Here is a 21,778-nt window from a genome sequence, read left to right as displayed (position 1 = left end):
TATGAAAAAAATAGTTGTTTTAATTTTATTAGCCCTTTCGACACAAGGTTTTGCACAGAATAAACTCTTTGGCAAAGATCCTATTATAAATCTAGAAAATTTTCAAAAGCAAAAATTGTATTTTGGATTCTATTTGGGTTTTAATTCCTATGATTTCAAAGTAGATTACAAAACCGTAAGTGAAGATATTCAAGTGAAAAAAAATACAGGTTTCAATGTTGGACTTGTTGCTGATTTGCGACTTCAAGAATATATTAATTTGCGTTTTGAACCCGGTTTATATTACACCAAAAGAGATTTGGGCTACCCAAGCAGTTATTTTGAATCAACTCCAACCTATTCTGATAGGTTGCGAGAGGTTAATAGTACTTATATTCATTTTCCATTGTTACTAAAATTTTCTTCGCTCAGAACAGGAAATGTTAGGCCTTATTTATTGGGCGGGCTTTCGGCAACATTAAATTTGTCTAGCAATGCAAAATCTATAGATGACAATTACGAACAGATTTTTAGAGTAAAATCCTGGACTACAAACTATGAATTGGGCTTTGGAATTGATATTTTTTCGGAATATTTTATTTTTTCACCTTCCATCAGAGGTGTTTTTGGACTAACCGATGAACTAATTCGTGACAAAAATCCAGATAGTCCTTGGACTGGCAATATTGAGTCTTTAAAAAGTAGAGCCGTTTTTATTAATTTTACTTTTCACTAGAAAAAGTTAGCTGTTTATAATGTTATAAAAATATTATCCTCGTCGAAACTCGCTCAAAACAATTGCTGTTGCTGTTGCCACATTCAAACTTTCTGTTTTTTGAAGTGTTCCAAATCGTGGAATGGTAAGTCTATTTTGTATTAATGTTTCTAAAGTAGGCGAAATTCCATTGGCTTCATTGCCCATAATGATAATTCCTTCTTGAGGCAGGTTTTCTTTATAAATATTTTTCCCATCCATAAAAGTTCCGAAAACAGGTAATTTTGTTTGAACAATAAAGGATTCTAAATCAATATAATTGACATTGACTCTTGCAATAGACCCCATTGTAGCCTGAACTACTTTTGGATTGTAAATATCGACCGTTTCTCTTGAACAAATGAGTTGGTCAATACCAAACCAGTCACACAAACGCAAAATGGTTCCTAAATTTCCAGGATCACGAACCGAATCCAACGCAAGAATTAATCCTGAGTCGATGATTTTTTTTTCGGATGGGATTTTAAATACCGCCAAACAAGTATTGGCTGTAGCCAATGCCGTAATTTTTTTCAATTCACTATCGTCAATCAATACTTTTTTATGATTCGAAACTTCCTGAAAATCGTTTTGAGTGGTGTACAAATGAACCAATTCAAACTTTGATTCTAGCAATTCATGAATTACTTTTATCCCTTCGGCAAAAAACAATTGAGAAGCTATTCGCTGTTTTTTTTGTTGTAAACTTGTAATTAGCTTGATTTGGTTTTTACTAAGCATAAAATAATGTACTTTTGAATTAAATATTTCCCAACACTTGAAAAATATTAGCACAAAAATAGCAACATTTATTGTAATTGGAATAATAATCTCGGCATGTGATGCTGAGAAGCGCGTTCCTAAAGGCAAACAGCTCCTCACTAAAAATGAAATTGTCGTAAATGACAAATCAACAACAAGCGAAGACATTACCAATCAATTGTACCAAAAACCAAATTCCACTTTTCTGGGGTATCATCTGCGATTGAATTTGTTTAATCTTGCCAAACCCAATCCTGATTCTGCTTTTCAAGCGAAGTTTACTAATAATCCAAAGAAATACGAACGAATGTCAAAATGGTTATCGGCCAAACAAGTCGATCGATTGGGACAATCTTTTTGGTATCATGGTCTTCATAATTTTTTAAAAGAAACTGGCGAACCACCTGTAATTGTTGACACAGCAAGAACTCAAAAATCTATTGCAAGAGTAAAATATTATTATTTTAACAAAGGTTTTTTTGATGTAAAAGCTGCCTACAAATTAGACAGTTTAAGTGAGAAAAAAGCAAAAATAAAATACACCATTACTACTGGAAATCCTTTTTTAATTGACACTGTATCGACCTCTATTCAAACTCCGGTTTTGGATTCATTGTATCAAACAAAAATTTCCAACTCTTTTATAAAGACTGGCAAACTATACAATACCGAAGATTTCACCAACGAAAAAGAACGCATTAGTACACACCTCAGAAATAATGGAGTCTATAATTTTCAGCCTAATTATGTGACGTTTGATTTAGATACGTTGAACCACAACAAAAAAGTAAATGTCAATTTGATCATTAAAGATTATTCTTATCAAGACAAAGACACAACAAGAACAGAACCGTTCAAAATGTACAAAATAAGCGATGTAAACATTTATACCGATTATTCTGCAACCAATAATAGCGCTGTATTTGCCGATAGCACCACCTATAATAATTTCAATTTGTACAGTCACTCTAAATTGAAATACAAACCTAAGGCAATTACCGATGCTGTTTTTATTACCAAAGGAAGTTTATTTGCTGATTTTAGAACCGTTTTGACAACACGATACCTTAACAATCTGAAAATTTTTAATTATCCAACCATTTTATATGAAGTAGATAAAAGAGATACCACAGCCCAATCGCTTATTGCAAAAGTGTATTTATCCCCTCGAAAAAAATACAGTTTACAAACAACATTAGATGTGACGCATTCGAACATTCAAGACATTGGAATTGCTGGAAGCATTTCTGAAACCATTCGAAATGTATTTAATGGAGCCGAAACACTAGAACTTTCTGCACGCGGAAACATTGGTTCTTCTAAAGATTTGGCCAATCCTCAAAGCAAGTTTTTTAATGTGTCTGAATATGGAATTGACGCTAAATTAAATTTTCCTCGAATTTGGTTTCCTTTTGCCACCGAAAAAATTATTCCTAAAAGTATGATTCCCTCGACTTTAGTGTCTGTAGGTTTATCAAACCAAAAAAACATTGGTTTAGACAAACAAAATGTTACAGGAATGCTCGCTTATAATTGGAACCCAAAAAAAAATAATACCGCTCGATTCGATATTTTCAATGTCCAATATGTACGAAATTTAAATCCTGAAAATTATTATAATGTTTATGAGTCTTCCTATAATGAATTAAACAACCTTGCAAAAACATACAATTATACTGAACATGTTGACATTGATGGAAATTTATTAATAGAAGAAGGTACAGATGGATTTACAGATCAAGTTTTAACTAAGGCAATTACCGTTTCAGATACAGATTACGAAACTGTGAGCAGTATTGATGAACGAAAAACACGACTAACTGAAGATGACTTTATTTTATCTACCAGTTATTCGTTTTCAAAAACCACAAAATCCGATCTAAAAGACAATACTTTCTATCAATTCAGAACCAAAATTGAATCGGCTGGATCGGTTTTGTCATTGATTTCAAATGCAGCAAATTTACCTAAAAACGCAAATGGCAATTATGAAATTTTCAACTTAGAATATTCTGAATATATAAAAACAGAATTCGATTATATTAAATATTGGGATTTCTCAAAAGAAAAAGTTCTGGCCGTTAGAAGCTTTTTTGGGATAGCAATTCCGTACGGAAATTCAAAAAACATTCCGTTTTCAAGAAGTTATTTTGCAGGAGGATCTAATGATAACAGAGCTTGGGAATCCTATCGTTTAGGACCAGGAAGTACAGGCGCTACTAATGACTACAATGAGGCCAATATGAAAATCGCTTTGAGCGCCGAATTTAGATTTAAAATATTAGGAAGTGTCAAAGGAGCCATTTTTGCCGATGCTGGCAACATTTGGAACGTACTTGACAATATTACTGATAAAAGAGCCACGTTCGATGGAATTCAAGATCTAAAAGAACTAGCACTCGGAACAGGATTTGGACTCCGATATGACTTGAATTTTTTTGTAGTTCGATTTGATTTAGGATTTAAAACCTTCAATCCTGCTAATGAAATGGGAAAACGATGGTTTTACGATTACGATTTCGCACATTCTGTCTTTAATTTTGGTATAAATTATCCATTCTAATGCTAATTAATTCTTATTTTTGCAAACGTAAAAACAACAACAATATAAAAACAACTTAAACAATTTACAATGGCACATAATATAAAACCAGGCGTAGCCACAGGAGATCAGGTACAAGAAATTTTTAACTATGCAAAAGAAAAAGGTTTTGCATTACCGGCGGTAAACGTTACTGGTTCAAACACAATAAACGGAGTTTTAGAAACAGCAGCAAAATTAAACGCACCCGTTATTATTCAATTTTCGAATGGAGGAGCGCAATTTAACGCTGGAAAAGGACTTTCAAATGCTGGAGAAAAAGCTGCAATCGCTGGAGCAATCGCTGGAGCAAAACACATACATACATTAGCCGAAGCATACGGAGCAACTGTAATTTTACACACAGACCACTGTGCCAAAAAATTATTACCTTGGATTGACGGATTATTAGATGCTTCTGAAGCACATTTTGCAGCAACAGGAAAATCTTTGTTTTCTTCACATATGATTGACTTATCTGAAGAACCAATCGAAGAAAATATCGAAATCTGTAAAGGATATTTGTCTAGAATGAGCAAAATGGGAATGACATTAGAAATCGAATTAGGAATCACTGGCGGTGAAGAAGATGGGGTTGACAATTCAGATGTTGACAGTTCAAAATTATACACTCAACCTTCAGAAGTATCTTATGCTTACGAAGAATTATCAAAAGTGAGCCCAAGATTTACAATTGCTGCTTCTTTTGGAAACGTTCACGGTGTTTACAAACCAGGAAACGTAAAATTAACTCCAAAAATCTTGAAAAACTCTCAAGATTACGTTCAAGAAAAATTCAAAACTGGACCAAATCCTGTTGATTTCGTTTTTCACGGTGGATCAGGTTCTACTCTTGAAGAAATTAGAGAAGGAATTAGCTATGGCGTTATCAAAATGAATATTGATACTGACTTACAATTTGCTCTAACAGAAGGAATTCGTGACTTTATGGTTAACAATATCGATTATTTGAAAACTCAAATCGGAAATCCAACTGGTGCCGACGCTCCTAACAAAAAATATTACGATCCAAGAAAATGGTTGCGTGAAGGAGAAGTTACATTCAATGCAAGATTAGAACAAGCTTTTGCTGATTTGAATAACGTAAATACACTATAAAAAGTGTTCAGTGTTCAGTTTTTAGTATTCAGTTTTACACTGATTATTAAAAACTGAATGCTTTTTTACTGAACACTGAATACTGAATACTGAACACTGAATACTAAAAAAATGGCTTGGTTTAAAAGAACAGAAAAAGGAATCACTACAGCTACCGAAGACAAAATGGACATTCCAAAAGGGCTTTGGTACAAATCGCCTACAGGAAAAATAATTGATGCCGAAGAATTAGCTCGCAATCTATACGTAAGTCCAGAAGATGGTTTTCACGTAAGAATTGGAAGTAAAGAATATTTCGAAATATTATTTGACAACAATGAGTTCAAGGAATTGGATGCCAAAATGACATCAAAAGACACCTTGCATTTTGTAGATACCAAAAAATATTCTGACAGGCTAAAAGACACGATTTCTAAAACCAAATTGAATGATGCAGTTCGAACAGCTGTTGGAAAATCAAAAGGAAAAGATTTAGTGGTTTGTTGCATGGATTTTGCTTTTATTGGTGGTTCAGTTGGAGGAGTTGTGGGAGAAAAAATTGTTCGTGGAATAGATTATTCTATCAAAAACAACATTCCATTTGTAATGATTTCAAAATCAGGTGGTGCCAGAATGATGGAAGCCGCTTTTTCGTTGATGCAATTAGCAAAAACATCGGCCAAATTAGCCCAATTAGCTGATGCAAAAATACCTTACATCTCTTTGTGTACCGACCCAACAACTGGAGGAACAACAGCTTCTTATGCGATGCTTGGTGACATCAACATTTCAGAACCAGGAGCATTAATAGGCTTTGCTGGACCAAGAGTTGTAAAAGACACCACCGGAAAAGATTTGCCAGAGGGTTTTCAAACTGCCGAATTTGTTATGGAACATGGATTTCTGGATTTTATTACACCAAGAAAAGAATTGAAAGATTCTATCAATTTGTATATCGATTTGATACAAAATATCGATATTAGATAGTTTTTTACAAACACACAAATACCAAAAAACACAAAGTTATTGCTTTGTGTTTTTTTATATCTTTATTTTAAATTTTGGAAGATGAAAAAAGTAGTTGTTTTGATATTGATTTGTTTGCTTTTTGGGTGTAATAAAAAAGAAGATAGTGAGGTTCAAAAACCTTATATTATTTCTGCAGCAAATATAAAAATTCAAAAATATTCAGATTCTTTAAAAAATAGTGGAAGCAAAATTAGAGTATTACCCTTGAAAGGGTTTTATGGAGAATGTAACCTAATAATTGATAGGAATGGAGATGTTCTGTATTTTCAAAATAAAAAAGTTGGCAGAATATGTGGTACAGAAATGGAAAATGACACTCTGCCTCAATTCCTAGATTTACAGCCAAAGGACTTAATAAAAATACCAAAAGATTGTATTGAGAAATTTATTGATGAAAATGTAATGACTAAAGAAAAAAGAAGACAGATTTTAGTTGTAGGATCGCAAACTGACACCATCAACGACCAAAAGATTTTATCCTTTTTTTATAAAATAAAAGTCCCGACGTATCTAATACGAAGAACAACACAAGAAGAAGACACGGTTCTTAGTTACAAGAAAAAGAATGCTTTTTATTACTCAGATTCAATAAAATGGGACAAAACCAAAATTAAATTTCCAGATTAGGATTTTCAACTGATCACTAAAAACTGACTACTGAACACTTCCTTACATCCCTGTTCTAATCGCCTCAACAGGATCAAGTTTTGCAGCAGAAATGGCTGGAAGAATTCCCGAAATGAGTCCAATAATGGCTGCCAATCCAGTTCCTAAAAGGATATTTCCCATTCCCAAAACAAATTCGAAATCTAATGCTTTGGTCAAAATCATGGCAATAATCCAAACAAGAAGCAATCCAATAATTCCGCCAATTACTGATAGAATAATGGCTTCAAACAAAAATTGAAACAAAATAAAACGGTTTTTGGCACCCAGCGATTTTTGAATTCCGATAAGATTGGTTCTTTCTTTTACAGAAACAAACATTATATTGGCAATACCAAAACCACCCACAAGCAAGGAAAATCCGCTAATAATCCAACCCACAACATTCATTTGAGAAATAATTCCGTCAATAAAATCGGTGAATCCAGAAAACACATTAATAAAAAAATTGTCGATTTCACCCGATTTAACACCGCGAAAGGCTCTTAGTTTTTGAGAGATTTCAGCTTTATAAGCGTCCATATCAACTCCTTTTTCAGGTTTAAAAATAATTACATTCACTAATCCTTTATTATTGTCCCCAAATTGTTGACGAACAAAATTTACAGGGATAAAAGCAGAACTATCATCATTGCCAAACATCCCTGAGCCTTGTTTTTTCAAAACTCCAATAACCGTAAAACGTTGTCCATACATTCTGATTTTTTTTCCAATAGGTTCAGAATCTTCAAACAAAGACTTCGCAATTTCATTTCCAATTACCACTACTGGGGCTGCAGAATTGGCCTCAGACTCGGTATAAAATCTGCCCTCATCGAATTCCAGCCCTTGTATGTCAATAAACTCGTGCGAAACTGGCACAACATTTACAGATGTTACCGTATTCGAACCGTATTTTAAAGATTCGCTTTTGGTAAATATTTGGTAGCCCATTTGATCTGTGTTGGTCATTGCTCCTTTCAAATAGAGATATTCATCGTATTTTACATTCGGAAATTGTTCTCTTTTCCACTGTGGAATTTCAGAAGGACCAAAAGACATTTTCATCAAATAAATAGTATTTTTATCTAATGAGCTCAAATCTTTAGTAATTTTTTTATCTAAGGAATCAACCGCAGCCAGAACAGCAATTATCGAAAAAATACCGATAGTAACACCAAGCAAGGATAATAAAGTACGCAGTTTATTGTTTCGCAAAGCATTCATTGCAAAGCGGAAACTCTCAGATAATAGTCGAAAATAAACTAGCATAAAACGGGGTTTTGTGTTATTGTAAAATTCTAAAAATATTCTTCATAATCCTAATGAAAAATCAATAACTCATTGGTAGCTTTTTTTAAGATATTGTTACAGAAATAGATTTGAATTTTATCATCAAAAAAACTACTTTTGCACCACAAAATTTTAACTACACGATGAGCACAACAAAAAAAATCCAATCAGCATTAATTTCTGTCTTTTCAAAAGAAGGTTTGGAACCAATAATTAAGAAATTACACGAGCAAAATGTAACTTTTTATTCTACTGGAGGAACTGAAGAATTTATCAAAAACTTAGGTATTCCGGTTGTTCCTGTAGAAGATGTAACATCATACCCATCCATTCTTGGAGGAAGAGTTAAAACTTTGCATCCAAAAGTTTTTGGTGGAATCTTAAACCGTCAAGACAATGAAAGCGATGTGCAACAAATGAAGGAATACAACATTCCTCAAATTGATTTGGTGATTGTGGACTTGTATCCTTTTGAAAAAACTGTGGCTTCTGGAGCTAGTGAAAGCGACATTATCGAAAAAATTGATATTGGTGGTATTTCATTGATTCGTGCTGCTGCCAAAAATTTCAAGGACACAGTAATCGTTCCATCGGTGGCTGAATATTCTTTGCTTTTGGATTTGATTAGTACTCAAAATGGTGCCACAACATTAGAAGACAGAAAATTGTTTGCTACCAAAGCATTCCATGTTTCTTCTCATTATGATACCGCAATTTTCAACTACTTCAATACCGACGAAACTATTTTTAAAACAAGTATTGCCAACGGTCAAGTTTTGAGATATGGAGAAAATCCACACCAAAAAGGATTTTTCTTTGGTGATTTCGACGCCATGTTTAATAAAGTTCACGGAAAAGAATTGTCATACAACAATTTATTAGACGTTGATGCAGCCGTAAATTTGATTAACGAATTCAAAAACGATGGCCCAACTTTCGCCATTTTAAAACACAATAACGCTTGCGGATTGGCAACAAGGTCAACTATTGCCGAAGCTTATAATGCAGCATTAGCTTGCGATCCAACTTCTGCTTTTGGAGGAGTTTTGATTGCCAATACCAAAATTGATGTAGCCGCTGCAACCGAAATCAACAAATTATTTTGTGAAGTTGTTATTGCTCCAAGCTATGATGAAGCAGCACTAGCCATCTTACAAGAAAAGAAAAACAGAATTATCTTAATTCAAAACGAAGTAGAATTGCCACAAAAACAAGTGCGCACTTGCCTAAACGGAGTTTTAGTTCAAGAAAGAAACAACATTACCGATACTAAAGCAGACTTAAAAACCGTTACCATAACTGCACCAACTACGCAAGAAGTAGAAGATTTGATTTTTGCGTCTAAAGTTTGCAAAAACACCAAATCGAATACGATTGTTTTTGCCAAAAACGGCACCTTAATTTCATCAGGAACGGGACAAACTTCAAGAGTAGATGCTTTGATGCAAGCTGTCGATAAAGCAAAAGCTTTTGGTTTTAGCCTAGAAGGTGCTTCAATGGCCAGTGATGCATTCTTTCCATTTCCAGATTGTGTACAATTGGCAAAAGAAGCTGGAATAACAGCTGTAATTCAACCAGGAGGTTCTATAAAAGACCAATTGAGTATTGATTATTGCAATGAAAATAAAGTTGCAATGGTATTTACAGGAACACGTCATTTTAAACATTAATTTGTTTAGCTTTGTACATTATTTTTTTATAAATTTTATACCCTTATAAACTTATGGGATTTTTTGATTTCATGACCGAGGATATTGCGATAGACCTTGGTACCGCAAACACTTTAATCATCCACAATGATAAAGTTGTAATTGACAGCCCTTCGATTGTTGCTCGTGATAGAGTTTCAGGAAAAATCATTGCTGTTGGTAAAGAAGCCAACATGATGCAAGGGAAAACCCATGAAAACATTAAAACGATAAGACCATTGAAAGATGGTGTAATTGCAGATTTTGATGCTTCAGAAAAAATGATAAGCATGCTTATCAAAAGTATTCCAGCATTGAAAAAAAGAATGTTTACTCCTGCTTTAAGAATGGTAGTTTGTATTCCTTCTGGAATTACTGAGGTAGAAATGAGAGCGGTAAAAGAATCCTGTGAAAGAGTAAATGGTAAAGAAGTATATCTGATTCATGAACCAATGGCAGCAGCTATCGGTATTGGCATTGACATTATGCAACCTAAAGGAAACATGATTGTCGATATCGGAGGTGGAACTACAGAAATTGCAGTAATCGCTTTGGGCGGAATTGTTTGCGACAAATCGGTTAAAATTGCTGGTGACGTTTTCACCAATGACATTGTATATTACATGCGTACCCAACACAACCTTTTTGTTGGAGAAAGTACTGCTGAAAAAATAAAAATTCAAGTGGGAGCCGCTATCGAAGATTTAGAAACTCCTCCAGAAGATATGTCAGTTCAAGGTAGAGATTTATTGACTGGAAAACCAAAACAAGTATCAGTTTCATACAGAGAAATTGCCAAAGCATTAGACAAATCGATTCAACGAGTAGAAGATGCTGTTATGGAAACTTTGTCTCAAACCCCGCCCGAATTGGCAGCAGATATTTACAACACCGGAATTTATCTTGCTGGTGGAGGATCGATGTTGAGAGGTCTTGACAAAAGAATTTCACAAAAAACAGATTTACCTGTATATATCGCTGAAGACCCTTTAAGAGCTGTGGTTCGCGGTACAGGAATGGCACTTAAAAATCTTAGCCGATTTAAAAGTGTTCTAATCAAATAAAAATGTTTAGTTAGGGTGACGAGTTTCAATTTTCAACATACATTATACAGCTAAAAAATGCAGCAAATATTTAATTTTATTTATAAAAACAGTAATAGATTGCTGTTTTTGCTGCTTTTGGGCATTTCGCTATTTCTTTCTATTCAATCCCATTCTTATCACCGAAGTAAGATTATCAGTTCGGCCAATTTTTTGAGCGGAGGAGTTTATGAAAGAATCAATAATGTTAATGAATATTTGAATTTAAAAACTCAAAACGATGCACTTGCTCAAGAAAATGCTCAGTTAAGGAGCATGCTTTTTCATACCAAAGACACCACTGCAGCTCCTAAATTAGACTCTATAAAAGGTATAAAACCCTCAGATATCATAGTTTCAAAGGTAATTCACAATTCATTTAGTTCACAAGAAAACTACCTTACTTTAAACTCTGGTAGCCTTCAAGGAGTGAAACAAGATATGGGAGTAATTAATAGTTTGGGAATTGTTGGAATAATTGACAATACTTCTAAGAATTATTCTACGGTAATAAGTATTTTAAATAACAAATCTCGAATAAACGCTAAGCTGAAAAAGTCAAATCATTTTGGTTCTTTGACTTGGAATGGAAAAAGCACAGGTTTTGTTCAATTGACAGATGTTCCAAGATTAGCCTCAATTAGAAAAGGTGATACCATTGTAACAGGTGGACAATCAGTTATATTTCCTGAAAACATTAATATTGGAACCATTGATAGAATAAAAATAGATGATCAAACTCATTATTACACCATTGAGGTGAAATTATTTAATGATATGACCAATTTAGGTCATGTGTATATCATCAAGAACGAAAATCGAGAAGAAATTATCAATTTAGAAAAAAAGGAAGAAAAAGATGAATAGTGTTTTATTCGTAAATATTTTTCGTTTTATAATACTGCTAACAGTTCAAATTATTATTTTCAATAATATGAACTTTTGGGGCTTTATTAGTCCATATCCTTATATTCTATTTATTATATTATATCCTGTAAACGGCAATAAATCTGGACTTTTAGCAGCAAGTTTTCTTCTAGGGTTGATGATGGATTTATTCAGTAATTCGGGAGGATTTAACACCGCAGCTTGTGTCATTTTGGCCTATTACAGACCGTATCTTTTTAAGTTTTCGTTCGGATTAAGCTATGAATACCAAACTATTAAGCTAAATGATGTTCTAACACCCGAAAGATTTTCTTTTCTATTATTATCCGTATTAATTCATCATTTAATTCTCTTTACTCTAGAAGCGTTTAAATTTACTTTACTATTAGATATTTTATTACGAACCGTACTAAGCACAATCTTTACATTATTAATTTGCATCATTATAATCTATCTTACAAAGCCAAATAGACGATGAGAAAAGTATTGCTCCCTTCAATGATTATTATTGCAGCGTCTTTACTGGTATTACGCCTTTTCTATTTGCAAGTTATCAATGATTCCTTTAAATTAAAATCAGACAATAATGCTATCAAAATACAATATGACTATCCCGAAAGAGGTTATATTTATGATAGAAACGGCAAATTGCTAGTAGCCAACCAGCCGTCTTATGACATTATGGTCATTCCAAGAGATATAAAAAATTTAGACACCTTAGAATTTTGCCAATTATTAGCTATTTCAAAAGAAGATTTTTTAGAAAAAATTGCTAAAGCAAAAGTATATAGTCCTCGATTGCCGTCTGTTTTTTTAGCACAACTGAACAAAAGTGAATTTGCAGCTTTTCAAGAAAAAATTAGAAAATTTGAAGGATTCTATTTTCAAAAACGTTCCTTAAGAGACTATCAAGTTAATTTTGGAGCGAATATTTTTGGTTTTATTACACAGGTTAGCGAAAATTTAATAGCAAAAAATCCATACTACAATAGCGGTGATTTAATTGGAAAACAAGGGGTTGAAGAAAGCTATGAAGAAGTTTTGCGCGGAATTAAAGGGGTGAAATACATTCAAAAGGACAAATACAATCGCGAAATTGGTTCGTTCAAAGAAGGAAAATATGACACAATCGCCGTTCAAGGAGAAGACATTAACCTAACCATTGATATGGAACTTCAAAAGTATGGCGAGGAATTAATGATAAACAAGAGAGGTGGAATTGTGGCTATTGAGCCAAAAACAGGTGAAATATTAGCCTTGGTGACCGCACCAAATTATGATCCAGCAATCTTAGTAGGTCGCCAACGATCTAAAAACTATACGATGTTGTATCGTGATTCTATCGCAAATCCACTTTTTGATAGAGGACTACTGGCACAATACCCTCCTGGCTCACCGTTTAAAATATTGACAGGGCTTGTTGGTCTTCAAGAAAATGTGATTGACACCCACTCTACATTTATGTGCAACCACGGTTTTGCTTATGCTCCAGGACGATTCCAAAGGTGCCATTGTGGTGGTGGCTCGAGAGATCTTAATGTTGGCATCTATAAATCTTGTAACGCTTATTTTTCTAATGTGTATTTACGAACCATTGGCAAATACAAAAGTACCCCTTACGCTGTAGATGTTTGGAGTAATCATGTCAAAAGTTTTGGTCTCGGACAATTTATGGGCTATGATTTGCCAACAGGAAAAAAAGGCAAAATACCCAATTCAAAAACATATAAAAGAATATATCCTGGTTGGGGATATAGTGGAAAAACCATCATATCCAATGCCATTGGTCAAGGAGAAGTTTTGTTGACTCCAATTCAATTGGCCAATATGATGTCGGCCGTTGCTAACGAAGGCTATTATTATACACCTCATATCATCAAGAAAATTGAAGGTGAAAAAATCGATAAAAAATTCACCACTAAACACGTTACAACCATTGACAAAAGCCATTTCAAACCTATGATTCAAGGTTTGTTTGATGTATATAATTTTGGTACAGCAGCGGGTTTACGTGTAGAAGGCATTGATATTTGCGGAAAAACAGGAACAGCCGAGAATTTTGCAAAAATAAATGGCAAAAGAACTCAACTAGAAGATCACTCCATTTTTGTTGCTTTTGCTCCGAAAGATAACCCTAAGATTGCTATCGCCATATTGGTAGAAAATGGAGGATTTGGATCAGTAATTGCAGGACCAATTGCCAGTTTAATGATTGAAAAATACCTTAAAGGAAAAATCACAAGAACCGATTTAGAAAAAAGAACATTAGAAAGAAGTTTGCAAGATCAATATGCCAAGTTGGGTGGACTTTCGGAAGTGGTAAAAAAAGAAATGAGAAAAAAGGATTCTATCTTAAAAAGCAAAATTGTTGTCCCAAAAGTAAAAATAGATACTACTAAAAAACCCTAAAAGATTCATACCAAATGAAAAACCAAAGTTTAACCAATAATATCGACTGGATTTGCATTGCTATTTATATAGTTTTGGTTATCCTGGGTTGGTTGAACATCTACTCTTCCTCCTTGTCTTCTATGGAAGGAACAGCCGAAAAACAGTTTATTTTTATCATATTAACTATTCCATTAATTTTTATTATTCTATATGCTGATGGAAAATTCTATGAAAAATATGCTAGTATCATTTATGGAATCGCATTATTATTATTGTTAGGCTTATTTCCCTTAGGAAAAACCATCGCTGGCCAACGCTGTTGGTATGGTATTGGAAGCTTCACAATTCAACCCTCGGAGTTTGCAAAAGCGGCAACAGCACTAGCTTTAGCAAAATATTTAAGCGATTCACAAATTAATTTGAAAGATGTAAATCGACAAATTCAGGCATTAGCAATCGTATTTCTACCTGTAATGCTCATTTTACCTCAACCCGATCCAGGAAGCGCATTAATTTATAGTATCTTTTTTATCGTTTTATTTCGCGAAGGCTTACCTGCTTGGTATTTATTGACAGGATTTTGCTCTATTCTTCTATTTGTATTAACGCTCATTTTAGAACCCCAATATGTAATTCTTTTGGCATTATTAGTCATAGTAATTATCTATTTTAAATCCAGATTAGGAGATAGAAACATTGTATTTAGCAGCATCCTTTTTGTTTTAATTTCTGGATTTGTTCTATCTGTAAATTATGTATTTACCCATGTATTCAAGCAACATCACCGAGATCGTTTCAATATTTTACTTGGCAAATCAGTCGATATGAAAGGTATTGGATACAATACAAACCAATCAGAAATTGCCGTAGGTTCGGGTGGTTGGATTGGAAAAGGGTTTCTTGAAGGAACACAAACAAAAGGTGGATTTGTACCCGAACAACATACGGATTACATTTTCACAACGGTTGGAGAAGAATGGGGATTTATAGGTTCATTGATTGTAGTCGGTTTGTTTGTTGGTTTGTTTCTTAGAATAATTTACCTAGCCGAAAGACAAAAAACAAAATTTAGTCGTGTTTATGGCTATTGCGTAGCAGCTATTTTATTCACACATTTTTTTGTAAATATAGCAATGGTATTAGGTGTTTTTCCAACCATTGGAGTGCCATTGCCTTTCTTTTCTTATGGAGGTTCTGGACTTTGGGGCTTCACTATTTTGCTCTTTATTTTTATAAAAATGGATGCCAATAAGGTGAATGAGTGGTAGTGTTTCTTTAAAAACCCCACTTGTCCGAGCATTATATTAAGTTCATTTTTGATTGTGGGTACGAGCTTGAAGCTCGCACTAGCCTTTAATTTACTAATGCTCGGACTAGCTGGGGCTTCACTATTTTGCTCTTTATTTTTATAAAAATGGATGCCAATAAGGTAAATGAGTGGTAAGGTTTAAAACCTTGTTTATATGGCTCTCTTTGGCGGCTAGTTTATGGATTAACTTTATGGGCACAGATTAGAAATTTGCGCTTTCCAAACAAGGGCTATTTTAGATCTCCGATCGATCGGGATAACAATACAAAAAAGAGATTATGTCAACAAACCTTTTTAAATACAGTAGATTAGCGTGTTTGTTTTTAATGATAAATTGCTCTAATATAAAATTAGAAGAGAATAGATTGGTTGGACATTGGACTGGAAAGATTCCTGAGACTTCGGCCGAATTATATTTTAATAAAGATGGTAGAGGCTCAATATTTTACTCAAATTTTAAAAGCACAATTTACTTTAAGTACATCATAAAGCATGATTCGATTTTATCTTTAGGTCGAGGAATTTCAAAATCTGAACATTATTTTAAAATTAAGGGTGCAGAATTGCAATTAAGACCCATAAAATCAGATGAAGAAACTACAGACATAATAAATGAATTTACATTCTCGAAAGTGCTTTCTAACAGTGCAAGCAATAAGTAACACTAGACTCCCCCAGCTGGTCCGAGCAGAAATAAGTTCAACGGCTAGCGCGATGCCTCAGGCTCGTGCCCACTTCAAAATGGAGATACCAAAAAATAAATGAATTAAATTTTTTCAAAAACTTCAAGCCTTGTAATCGCTATTTTTCTCTAAACTATTTTCGGTTTTATCATCTAGTTTTGGAAAGAAATCAATTCCTGTCATTTTTTCGATGCTATCTACAGAAACCACAAATTCATATAAAGGTTTGTCACTTTTGGAGTTTGGTATCAAAAAAGCAATCATTTTATATTGCCCATTAGAATTGTCCAACAAAATTTTATAAAAATAATTGGGAACCAAAACTTCTTCTTGACCAATAGTTTTTAGATTAGGTTGTAAGACTCCCGCCGTAATGACATAAACTCCATCATATTTAGTAGCCCAATAACGCACTTTTTGTTCTAATCGGTTCCAAACTCCACCATTGAAATCGTGTGTTTGCGGAGAAATATTCGAAGTAAAAAAAGTATCATTATAAGCATTGATAGCAAATTCCATATCACCCGCTGGACAAAGATGGCCTTTGTCATATCCTGATTTTTTATAATTTCGCCAATCAGCCGAACCTGTTTTTACCTTTGGGTCTTCAATGAAATAAGGTCTATTAAAATTACTATTCTTCACATACGCTTTTTTCAATTCATACGCTACCCATTCGGCTTGTTCGTATTTTTCATTATAAGACAACGTAAAATAATTGTGTTTTATGATTTGATTTGTCGTTGATGTTGGCAAATAATCAAACGGATATTTTTGGCTTTTACTAGCTGTTGTTTCTAGACTTTTATAAAAACCGAAAGCTGAAAAAATTCCAAAAACAAATACTACTAAACTACAAAAACGAACAATGCCCCAAAAACTCATATTCTTTTTTTGGAGCATTGATACACTAAACGAATTTAATTTTATCATTTAAATTCTTATGATTTTACTAATTTTTTATTTTTAGCCGTTTCTGAAATTTCTTTTTTAACAACAGGTTTTGATTGCAAATCATCCAAGATATTCAAGGCCTCTTCTACATAAATATCTTTTGATAAACTTTCGTGCCATCTTTCTCTTTTTTCTTTAAGAGAAACATCTGTTTTCATCGCTTCGGCCTCTTTTGGTAAAGAAGTAAACTTCAAATTGTAATTATAATCAGCAATTGATTTGAATTTTTTATTAGTATCCTCAATTAATTTTTGATTCTTTTTAAAGTTTTCTAATTTCAAACTATAATTATTTTCTTTGCTTCTTTCATCAATCCATTTAGCGTTTTCTTCAATTAATTTGAACTGTGGATTCTGAGCAATTCTATTTTTGCTATCAGCAATTACTTTGCTAAATTTAGAATTATTGGTCCAAACATTGTATTGTGCAGGATCAATTTTATCCCACGGCATTGCGTTATCCACATCGCGTTCCCCCATTTTCAAATAGGCATAACGGTCTGGCATAACAACATCACTTGCCACTCCTTCAAGCTGTGTAGAACCTCCATTTATTCTATAAAATTTTTGTGTGGTAGTTTTCAAAGCTCCTAAATCGCCTTTGTCACTACTTCTCACAAACTGATTCAAATCAATTACGTTTTGAACCGTTCCTTTTCCGTAGGTTTGTTTGCTACCAATGATAATTCCTCTCTTATAATCCTGAATAGCTGCTGCCAAAATCTCAGAAGCCGAAGCCGAAAAACTATTCACCATAATTACTAAAGGTCCATCCCATTCTATTTTTTTATCTCTATCAAACAAAACTTCTTTTTGTCTTCCAGCCGATTTTATTTGTACAATTGGCCCTTGCTCGATAAATAATCCTGCAATATCAACCACTGTCGAAAGCGACCCTCCTCCATCATCACGAACATCAAGTACAATTCCGTTGACTCCTGCTTTTTTCAAAGATTCAACTTCAGCAGCAACATCTTTCCCTGCATCACGACCATCTTTATTTTCAAAATCAATATAAAATTTAGGCAAATAAATAACACCGTATTTCACACCATTTCTTTCTACAACACTCGATTTAGCATAGGTTTCTTCAATTTCGACAATATCTCTAATAATTGATATTGTTTTTATCGAACCATCTACTTTCTTTACAGTCAAACGAACTTCAGAACCTTTTGGGCCTTTTATTTTTTTGACAACATCATCCAAACGCATTCCAACGATATCTACTGGCTCGCTTTTTCCTTGGGCAACTTTCATAATAACATCACCTGCTTCTAATAGTTTCCCTCTCCAAGCTGGTCCACCTGAGATAAGTTCAGTGATTTCGGTAAAATCATTTTTCTTTTGAAGACGAGCTCCAATTCCTTCGAATTTTCCACTAATGCTAACATCAAATCTTTCTTTCTCCTCAGCTGGAAAATAATTTGTGTGTGGGTCAAACCTAGCAGTTATCGAATTTATATAAACCGAAAACCAATCGTCACGGGTTAAATCCTTCATAAAACCAAAATATTCATCTAAAGATTTCAATGAACTTTCACGAGTGATTTTCTCTAATTCTTCGAATGTTTTTGGCTTACCATCAGATGCATTATCTTTTTCTGTATTGGCTGAGTTATCAATCATTTCTCCTGATTTTAAATCAGAATCGCTTTTTTCTACTTTTTCTACAATCCCTTTTTCTTTGTTTTCCTGAATTTTCAAACGATCAGTCAATGAAGAAAGTGTAGATAACTTAAGTTGCTTACGCCATTTTTCTTTCAATTCTTGTGAATTTTTGGCATAAGGTGATTTTTCATAATCTGTATTAAAAGTTTCGTCTATAGAATAATCGAAAGGAGTGCTTAAAATACCTTTGTATAACTCTTTGCCTTCATCCATTCTTTTCATCAAACGAGTATAGGTAAGATTGAAGAACGTTAAATCTTTGTTCAACAATTGGTCATCCAAAAGGGTTTCGTATTTAGAAAACTCATCGATATCCGATTGCAAGAAAAACCTTTTGGAAGGATCCAAAGCTTCAATATAATCTTTGTAAATTCCTTTTGAAAAAGCATCATCTATTTTGGCTGGGTTATAATGACCTTTTTCAATTACAAAAGTCAATAATTCCAACAACATTTTGTCTTTTTCTGGATCTGCACTTTTTTCAGAATTAATCTTAAATGCAAATAACGTCGCCGAAAGCAGGACTACGGCTATAAGGATTTTATAATTTCTTTTCATAAAGTTAATAATTGTATCCATAAATATTTAAAAACCAAATTACGGTAAAAACTGTGCCAACAAAAGCAAAACCTTCTATAAATTTTTGTTAAAGATATAAAATTGTTTATTTTTTTTGGGTTTAACTTTCAAACTAGATTAATTTTGTTTCTTTGTTTACAAAAAACACCCTGCTTTTTATTTAAATTTTAGAGCTAATACATAATAAACCTTCATTGTGAATCAAGACAAACCTTTAATTTTAGTTACTAATGACGATGGTATTTCGGCACCTGGAATCCGCACATTGATTGATGTTATGTCCAAGATTGGAACTGTTGTCGTTGTTGCGCCCGACAGTCCACAAAGCGCCACAGGACATTCCATTACCATCAACGACACTTTGTACATCAACAAAATATCAAAAGAAAACGCTCCCATTTTAGAATATAGCTGCTCGGGAACTCCCGTAGATTGTGTAAAATTGGCCGTTAACGAAGTTCTGAAAAGAAAACCAGATTTATGTGTTTCTGGCATCAATCACGGCTCGAATTCTTCGATAAACGTAATTTATTCTGGAACAATGAGTGCCGCAGTCGAAGCAGGAATTGAAGGAATTCCAGCAATAGGTTTCTCTTTATTAGATTACGATTGGAATGCTGATTTTGAGCAAATAAAAACATTCATACACACTATTTCTTTGGAAGTTTTAGAAAAAGGACTACCCGAAAATATTGTTTTGAACGTCAATTTTCCAAAATTAAAGGAAAAAGAAATTAAAGGAATAAAAATTTGTCGTCAGGCCAAAGCGCTTTGGATCGAAAAATTTGACAAGCGCAAAACACCTCAAGGTAAAGATTATTATTGGCTAACCGGTGAATTTGTCAATCAAGACAAAGGCGAAGATACCGATGAATGGGCTCTTGCAAATGGATACATTTCAATAGTTCCCGTTCAATTTGATTTGACAGCTCATCACGCTATTCAACAACTTAATACTTGGAAATGGAATGAATAAAACTGATATTTTAATAGGTTTTGCAATTGGAATTTTAGCTTCTATATTGGGTAGTTTTCTTTTTATCACATTTTTTACCCACTTTGACTTTTTGGCTGGAATCCAAAGTTTAAAATCAGAAGGAAAATTAGGAAAATTAATCACTTTAGGATCCATTCTTGATTTGGCCGCTTTTGGCATTTTACTAAAACTCAAAAAAGACCTTATGGCTCGTGGAGTGGTTTTGGCTGTAATTTGCATTGCGATTTTAACGATATTTGCATAAACTTCTACAAAAATGAAATACTACATTATAGCAGGAGAAGCTTCGGGAGATTTGCACGGTGCCAATTTGATGAAAGCTTTGTACAAAGAAGACCCAAACGCCAATATTCGGTTTTGGGGTGGCGATTTGATGCAAAATGTAGGCGGCACTTTGGTCAAACATTATCGCGATTTGGCTTTTATGGGTTTTGTTGAAGTGCTTTTTCATTTAAGAACTATTTTGAATAACATCAAAATTTGCAAAAAAGACATTGTCGATTTTCAACCCGATGTGCTTATTTTTATTGATTATCCAGGTTTCAATTTGCGAATTGCCAAATGGGCAAAACCTCTTGGCATCAAAACGCATTATTATATTTCGCCTCAAATTTGGGCTTGGAAAGAAAGCCGAATTACTGAAATCAAACATGATGTCGATAAAATGTTTGTGATTCTGCCTTTCGAAAAAGATTTTTATGAAAAGAAGCATCATTTTCCGGTTGAATTTGTAGGCCACCCGTTGATTGATGCCATTCATAATCATCCTGCGATAGATGCCTCTGTTTTTAGAAAAGAAAATCAACTAAACGAAAAACCTATTATTGCCATTTTGCCAGGCAGTCGCAAACAGGAAATTACCAAAATGCTTTCGGTGATGCTAAGTGTAGTCAATGATTTTCCGGATTATCAATTTGTAATTGCAGGCGCGCCCAGTCAGGAGTTTTCTTTTTACAAAGATTTTATTACACAAGAAAATATCAAATTTGTTTCGAATAAAACCTATGATTTATTAAGCAATGCCACGGCAGCATTGGTTACTTCGGGAACCGCAACGCTGGAAACAGCTCTTTTTAAAGTGCCTGAAGTGGTTTGCTATAAAGGCAGCTGGATTTCCTATCAAATAGCCAAACGCATCATTACTCTAAAATACATTTCGCTAGTCAACCTGATTATGGACGAAGAAGTGGTTACCGAATTGATTCAAGATGATTGCAACTCAAAACGCATTCGTGAAGAATTGAAAAAAATTACAGAACCTAATTATCGCCAAAACCTTTTGGGAAAATATGAACTATTAGAACAAAAATTGGGAGGCATTGGCGCTAGCGAAAAAACCGCAAAGTTAATTGTGGGGGATTTGAAGTAATGTAAAACATTCGTTTTGTTTAACCAT

The 21,778-nt window shown here is 33.7% G+C and carries 19 protein-coding genes; 15 read left to right on the top strand and 4 right to left on the bottom strand.

Annotated features, from left to right (window positions below; genetic code table 11):
- Position 1: 1 nt before the first annotated feature.
- Complete coding sequence (porT, locus tag C3L50_RS07145; RefSeq protein ID WP_103805474.1) at positions 2–715, top strand: type IX secretion/gliding motility protein PorT/SprT; 714 nt, start codon at positions 2–4, stop codon at positions 713–715.
- A gap of 33 nt (positions 716–748) precedes the next feature.
- On the opposite strand, the gene C3L50_RS07140 is transcribed toward porT, so the two are convergent.
- Positions 749–1,474 carry an RNA methyltransferase gene (locus tag C3L50_RS07140; protein WP_103805473.1) on the bottom strand — a complete coding sequence of 242 codons (726 nt, stop codon included), beginning with the start codon at positions 1,472–1,474 and terminating at the stop codon, positions 749–751.
- Between the two features lie 37 nt (positions 1,475–1,511).
- Here C3L50_RS07140 and tamL point away from each other — a divergent pair, with 37 nt between their 5' ends.
- The 4 genes from tamL to C3L50_RS07120 all read left to right on the top strand — a co-directional run bounded on the left by tamL (position 1,512) and on the right by C3L50_RS07120 (position 6,830).
- A complete protein-coding gene (gene tamL / locus C3L50_RS07135; protein WP_103805472.1) occupies positions 1,512–4,058 on the top strand; it encodes a translocation and assembly module lipoprotein TamL in 2,547 nt (848 codons plus the stop codon).
- 69 nt (positions 4,059–4,127) lie between these two features.
- Positions 4,128–5,195, top strand: coding sequence for a class II fructose-bisphosphate aldolase (fbaA, locus tag C3L50_RS07130; RefSeq protein ID WP_103805471.1), 1,068 nt, complete (start codon positions 4,128–4,130; stop codon positions 5,193–5,195).
- A gap of 111 nt (positions 5,196–5,306) precedes the next feature.
- Positions 5,307–6,161, top strand: coding sequence for an acetyl-CoA carboxylase, carboxyltransferase subunit beta (accD, locus tag C3L50_RS07125; RefSeq protein WP_103805470.1), 855 nt, complete (start codon positions 5,307–5,309; stop codon positions 6,159–6,161).
- A gap of 81 nt (positions 6,162–6,242) precedes the next feature.
- Positions 6,243–6,830 (top strand): hypothetical protein, encoded by a 588-nt coding sequence (locus C3L50_RS07120; protein WP_103805469.1) that lies wholly within the window; start codon positions 6,243–6,245, stop codon positions 6,828–6,830.
- 42 nt (positions 6,831–6,872) lie between these two features.
- Here the strand turns inward: C3L50_RS07120 and C3L50_RS07115 are convergent, their stop codons facing one another.
- Entirely contained in the window at positions 6,873–8,120 is a 1,248-nt protein-coding gene (locus tag C3L50_RS07115; protein WP_103805468.1) for an ABC transporter permease, read from the bottom strand.
- 164 nt (positions 8,121–8,284) lie between these two features.
- Here C3L50_RS07115 and purH point away from each other — a divergent pair, with 164 nt between their 5' ends.
- The 7 genes from purH (at position 8,285) to C3L50_RS07080 (ending at position 16,161) form a co-directional block, all read left to right on the top strand.
- Positions 8,285–9,811, top strand: a complete 1,527-nt coding sequence (gene purH / locus C3L50_RS07110; protein WP_103805467.1) for a bifunctional phosphoribosylaminoimidazolecarboxamide formyltransferase/IMP cyclohydrolase — start codon at positions 8,285–8,287, stop codon at positions 9,809–9,811.
- Between the two features lie 53 nt (positions 9,812–9,864).
- On the top strand, positions 9,865–10,893 hold the full coding sequence (locus C3L50_RS07105; RefSeq protein ID WP_103805466.1) for a rod shape-determining protein: 1,029 nt from the start codon (positions 9,865–9,867) through the stop codon (positions 10,891–10,893).
- A gap of 57 nt (positions 10,894–10,950) precedes the next feature.
- Positions 10,951–11,778, top strand: a complete 828-nt coding sequence (mreC, locus tag C3L50_RS07100; RefSeq protein WP_103805465.1) for a rod shape-determining protein MreC — start codon at positions 10,951–10,953, stop codon at positions 11,776–11,778.
- Complete coding sequence (locus C3L50_RS16465) at positions 11,771–12,277, top strand: rod shape-determining protein MreD (protein ID WP_103805464.1); 507 nt, start codon at positions 11,771–11,773, stop codon at positions 12,275–12,277. Before mreC ends, C3L50_RS16465 begins: the two co-directional genes overlap by 8 nt.
- Positions 12,274–14,208: a penicillin-binding protein 2 gene (gene mrdA / locus C3L50_RS07090; protein WP_103805463.1), complete on the top strand. Its 1,935-nt coding sequence runs from the start codon at positions 12,274–12,276 to the stop codon at positions 14,206–14,208. Before C3L50_RS16465 ends, mrdA begins: the two co-directional genes overlap by 4 nt.
- A 14-nt stretch (positions 14,209–14,222) precedes the next feature.
- Entirely contained in the window at positions 14,223–15,458 is a 1,236-nt protein-coding gene (gene rodA, locus C3L50_RS07085; RefSeq protein ID WP_103805462.1) for a rod shape-determining protein RodA, read from the top strand.
- A 319-nt stretch (positions 15,459–15,777) separates the two neighbouring features.
- Positions 15,778–16,161 (top strand): hypothetical protein, encoded by a 384-nt coding sequence (locus tag C3L50_RS07080; protein ID WP_133158858.1) that lies wholly within the window; start codon positions 15,778–15,780, stop codon positions 16,159–16,161.
- Between the two features lie 123 nt (positions 16,162–16,284).
- Here C3L50_RS07080 and C3L50_RS07075 read toward each other — a convergent pair whose 3' ends face one another.
- On the bottom strand, positions 16,285–17,067 hold the full coding sequence (locus C3L50_RS07075; protein ID WP_243400350.1) for a DNA/RNA non-specific endonuclease: 783 nt from the start codon (positions 17,065–17,067) through the stop codon (positions 16,285–16,287).
- Between the two features lie 56 nt (positions 17,068–17,123).
- On the bottom strand, positions 17,124–19,385 hold the full coding sequence (locus C3L50_RS07070; protein WP_103805459.1) for a carboxy terminal-processing peptidase: 2,262 nt from the start codon (positions 19,383–19,385) through the stop codon (positions 17,124–17,126).
- Positions 19,386–19,581: 196 nt separating this feature from the next.
- On the opposite strand from C3L50_RS07070, the gene surE reads away from it, so the two are divergent.
- The 3 genes from surE to lpxB are packed head-to-tail and all read left to right on the top strand — an operon-like array spanning position 19,582 to position 21,751.
- A complete protein-coding gene (gene surE / locus C3L50_RS07065; RefSeq protein WP_103805458.1) occupies positions 19,582–20,361 on the top strand; it encodes a 5'/3'-nucleotidase SurE in 780 nt (259 codons plus the stop codon).
- Positions 20,354–20,626: a hypothetical protein gene (locus C3L50_RS07060; protein WP_103805457.1), complete on the top strand. Its 273-nt coding sequence runs from the start codon at positions 20,354–20,356 to the stop codon at positions 20,624–20,626. The genes surE and C3L50_RS07060 overlap by 8 nt, the downstream gene beginning before the upstream one ends.
- A 12-nt stretch (positions 20,627–20,638) precedes the next feature.
- Entirely contained in the window at positions 20,639–21,751 is a 1,113-nt protein-coding gene (gene lpxB / locus C3L50_RS07055) for a lipid-A-disaccharide synthase (RefSeq protein ID WP_103805456.1), read from the top strand.
- The last annotated feature ends 27 nt before the right edge of the window (positions 21,752–21,778 follow it).

This window comes from Flavobacterium alvei (genome assembly GCF_002920895.1).
Lineage (GTDB): Bacteria > Bacteroidota > Bacteroidia > Flavobacteriales > Flavobacteriaceae > Flavobacterium > Flavobacterium alvei.
The sequence above is the reverse complement of the archived record's forward strand: the minus strand, read 5'-3'. Positions and strand labels throughout refer to the sequence as shown.

Bases quoted from the DNA above. Each gene is read 5' to 3' on its own strand.
- porT (WP_103805474.1), top strand. From the start codon at position 2: ATGAAAAAAATAGTTGTTTTAATTTTATTAGCCCTTTCGACACAAGGT.
- C3L50_RS07140 (WP_103805473.1), bottom strand. From the start codon at position 1,474: ATGCTTAGTAAAAACCAAATCAAGCTAATTACAAGTTTACAACAAAAA.
- fbaA (WP_103805471.1), top strand. From the start codon at position 4,128: ATGGCACATAATATAAAACCAGGCGTAGCCACAGGAGATCAGGTACAA.
- accD (WP_103805470.1), top strand. From the start codon at position 5,307: ATGGCTTGGTTTAAAAGAACAGAAAAAGGAATCACTACAGCTACCGAA.
- C3L50_RS07120 (WP_103805469.1), top strand. From the start codon at position 6,243: ATGAAAAAAGTAGTTGTTTTGATATTGATTTGTTTGCTTTTTGGGTGT.
- C3L50_RS07115 (WP_103805468.1), bottom strand. From the start codon at position 8,120: ATGCTAGTTTATTTTCGACTATTATCTGAGAGTTTCCGCTTTGCAATG.
- purH (WP_103805467.1), top strand. From the start codon at position 8,285: ATGAGCACAACAAAAAAAATCCAATCAGCATTAATTTCTGTCTTTTCA.
- C3L50_RS07105 (WP_103805466.1), top strand. From the start codon at position 9,865: ATGGGATTTTTTGATTTCATGACCGAGGATATTGCGATAGACCTTGGT.
- mreC (WP_103805465.1), top strand. From the start codon at position 10,951: ATGCAGCAAATATTTAATTTTATTTATAAAAACAGTAATAGATTGCTG.
- C3L50_RS16465 (WP_103805464.1), top strand. From the start codon at position 11,771: ATGAATAGTGTTTTATTCGTAAATATTTTTCGTTTTATAATACTGCTA.
- mrdA (WP_103805463.1), top strand. From the start codon at position 12,274: ATGAGAAAAGTATTGCTCCCTTCAATGATTATTATTGCAGCGTCTTTA.
- rodA (WP_103805462.1), top strand. From the start codon at position 14,223: ATGAAAAACCAAAGTTTAACCAATAATATCGACTGGATTTGCATTGCT.
- C3L50_RS07080 (WP_133158858.1), top strand. From the start codon at position 15,778: ATGTCAACAAACCTTTTTAAATACAGTAGATTAGCGTGTTTGTTTTTA.
- C3L50_RS07075 (WP_243400350.1), bottom strand. From the start codon at position 17,067: ATGAGTTTTTGGGGCATTGTTCGTTTTTGTAGTTTAGTAGTATTTGTT.
- C3L50_RS07070 (WP_103805459.1), bottom strand. From the start codon at position 19,385: ATGGATACAATTATTAACTTTATGAAAAGAAATTATAAAATCCTTATA.
- C3L50_RS07060 (WP_103805457.1), top strand. From the start codon at position 20,354: ATGAATAAAACTGATATTTTAATAGGTTTTGCAATTGGAATTTTAGCT.
- lpxB (WP_103805456.1), top strand. From the start codon at position 20,639: ATGAAATACTACATTATAGCAGGAGAAGCTTCGGGAGATTTGCACGGT.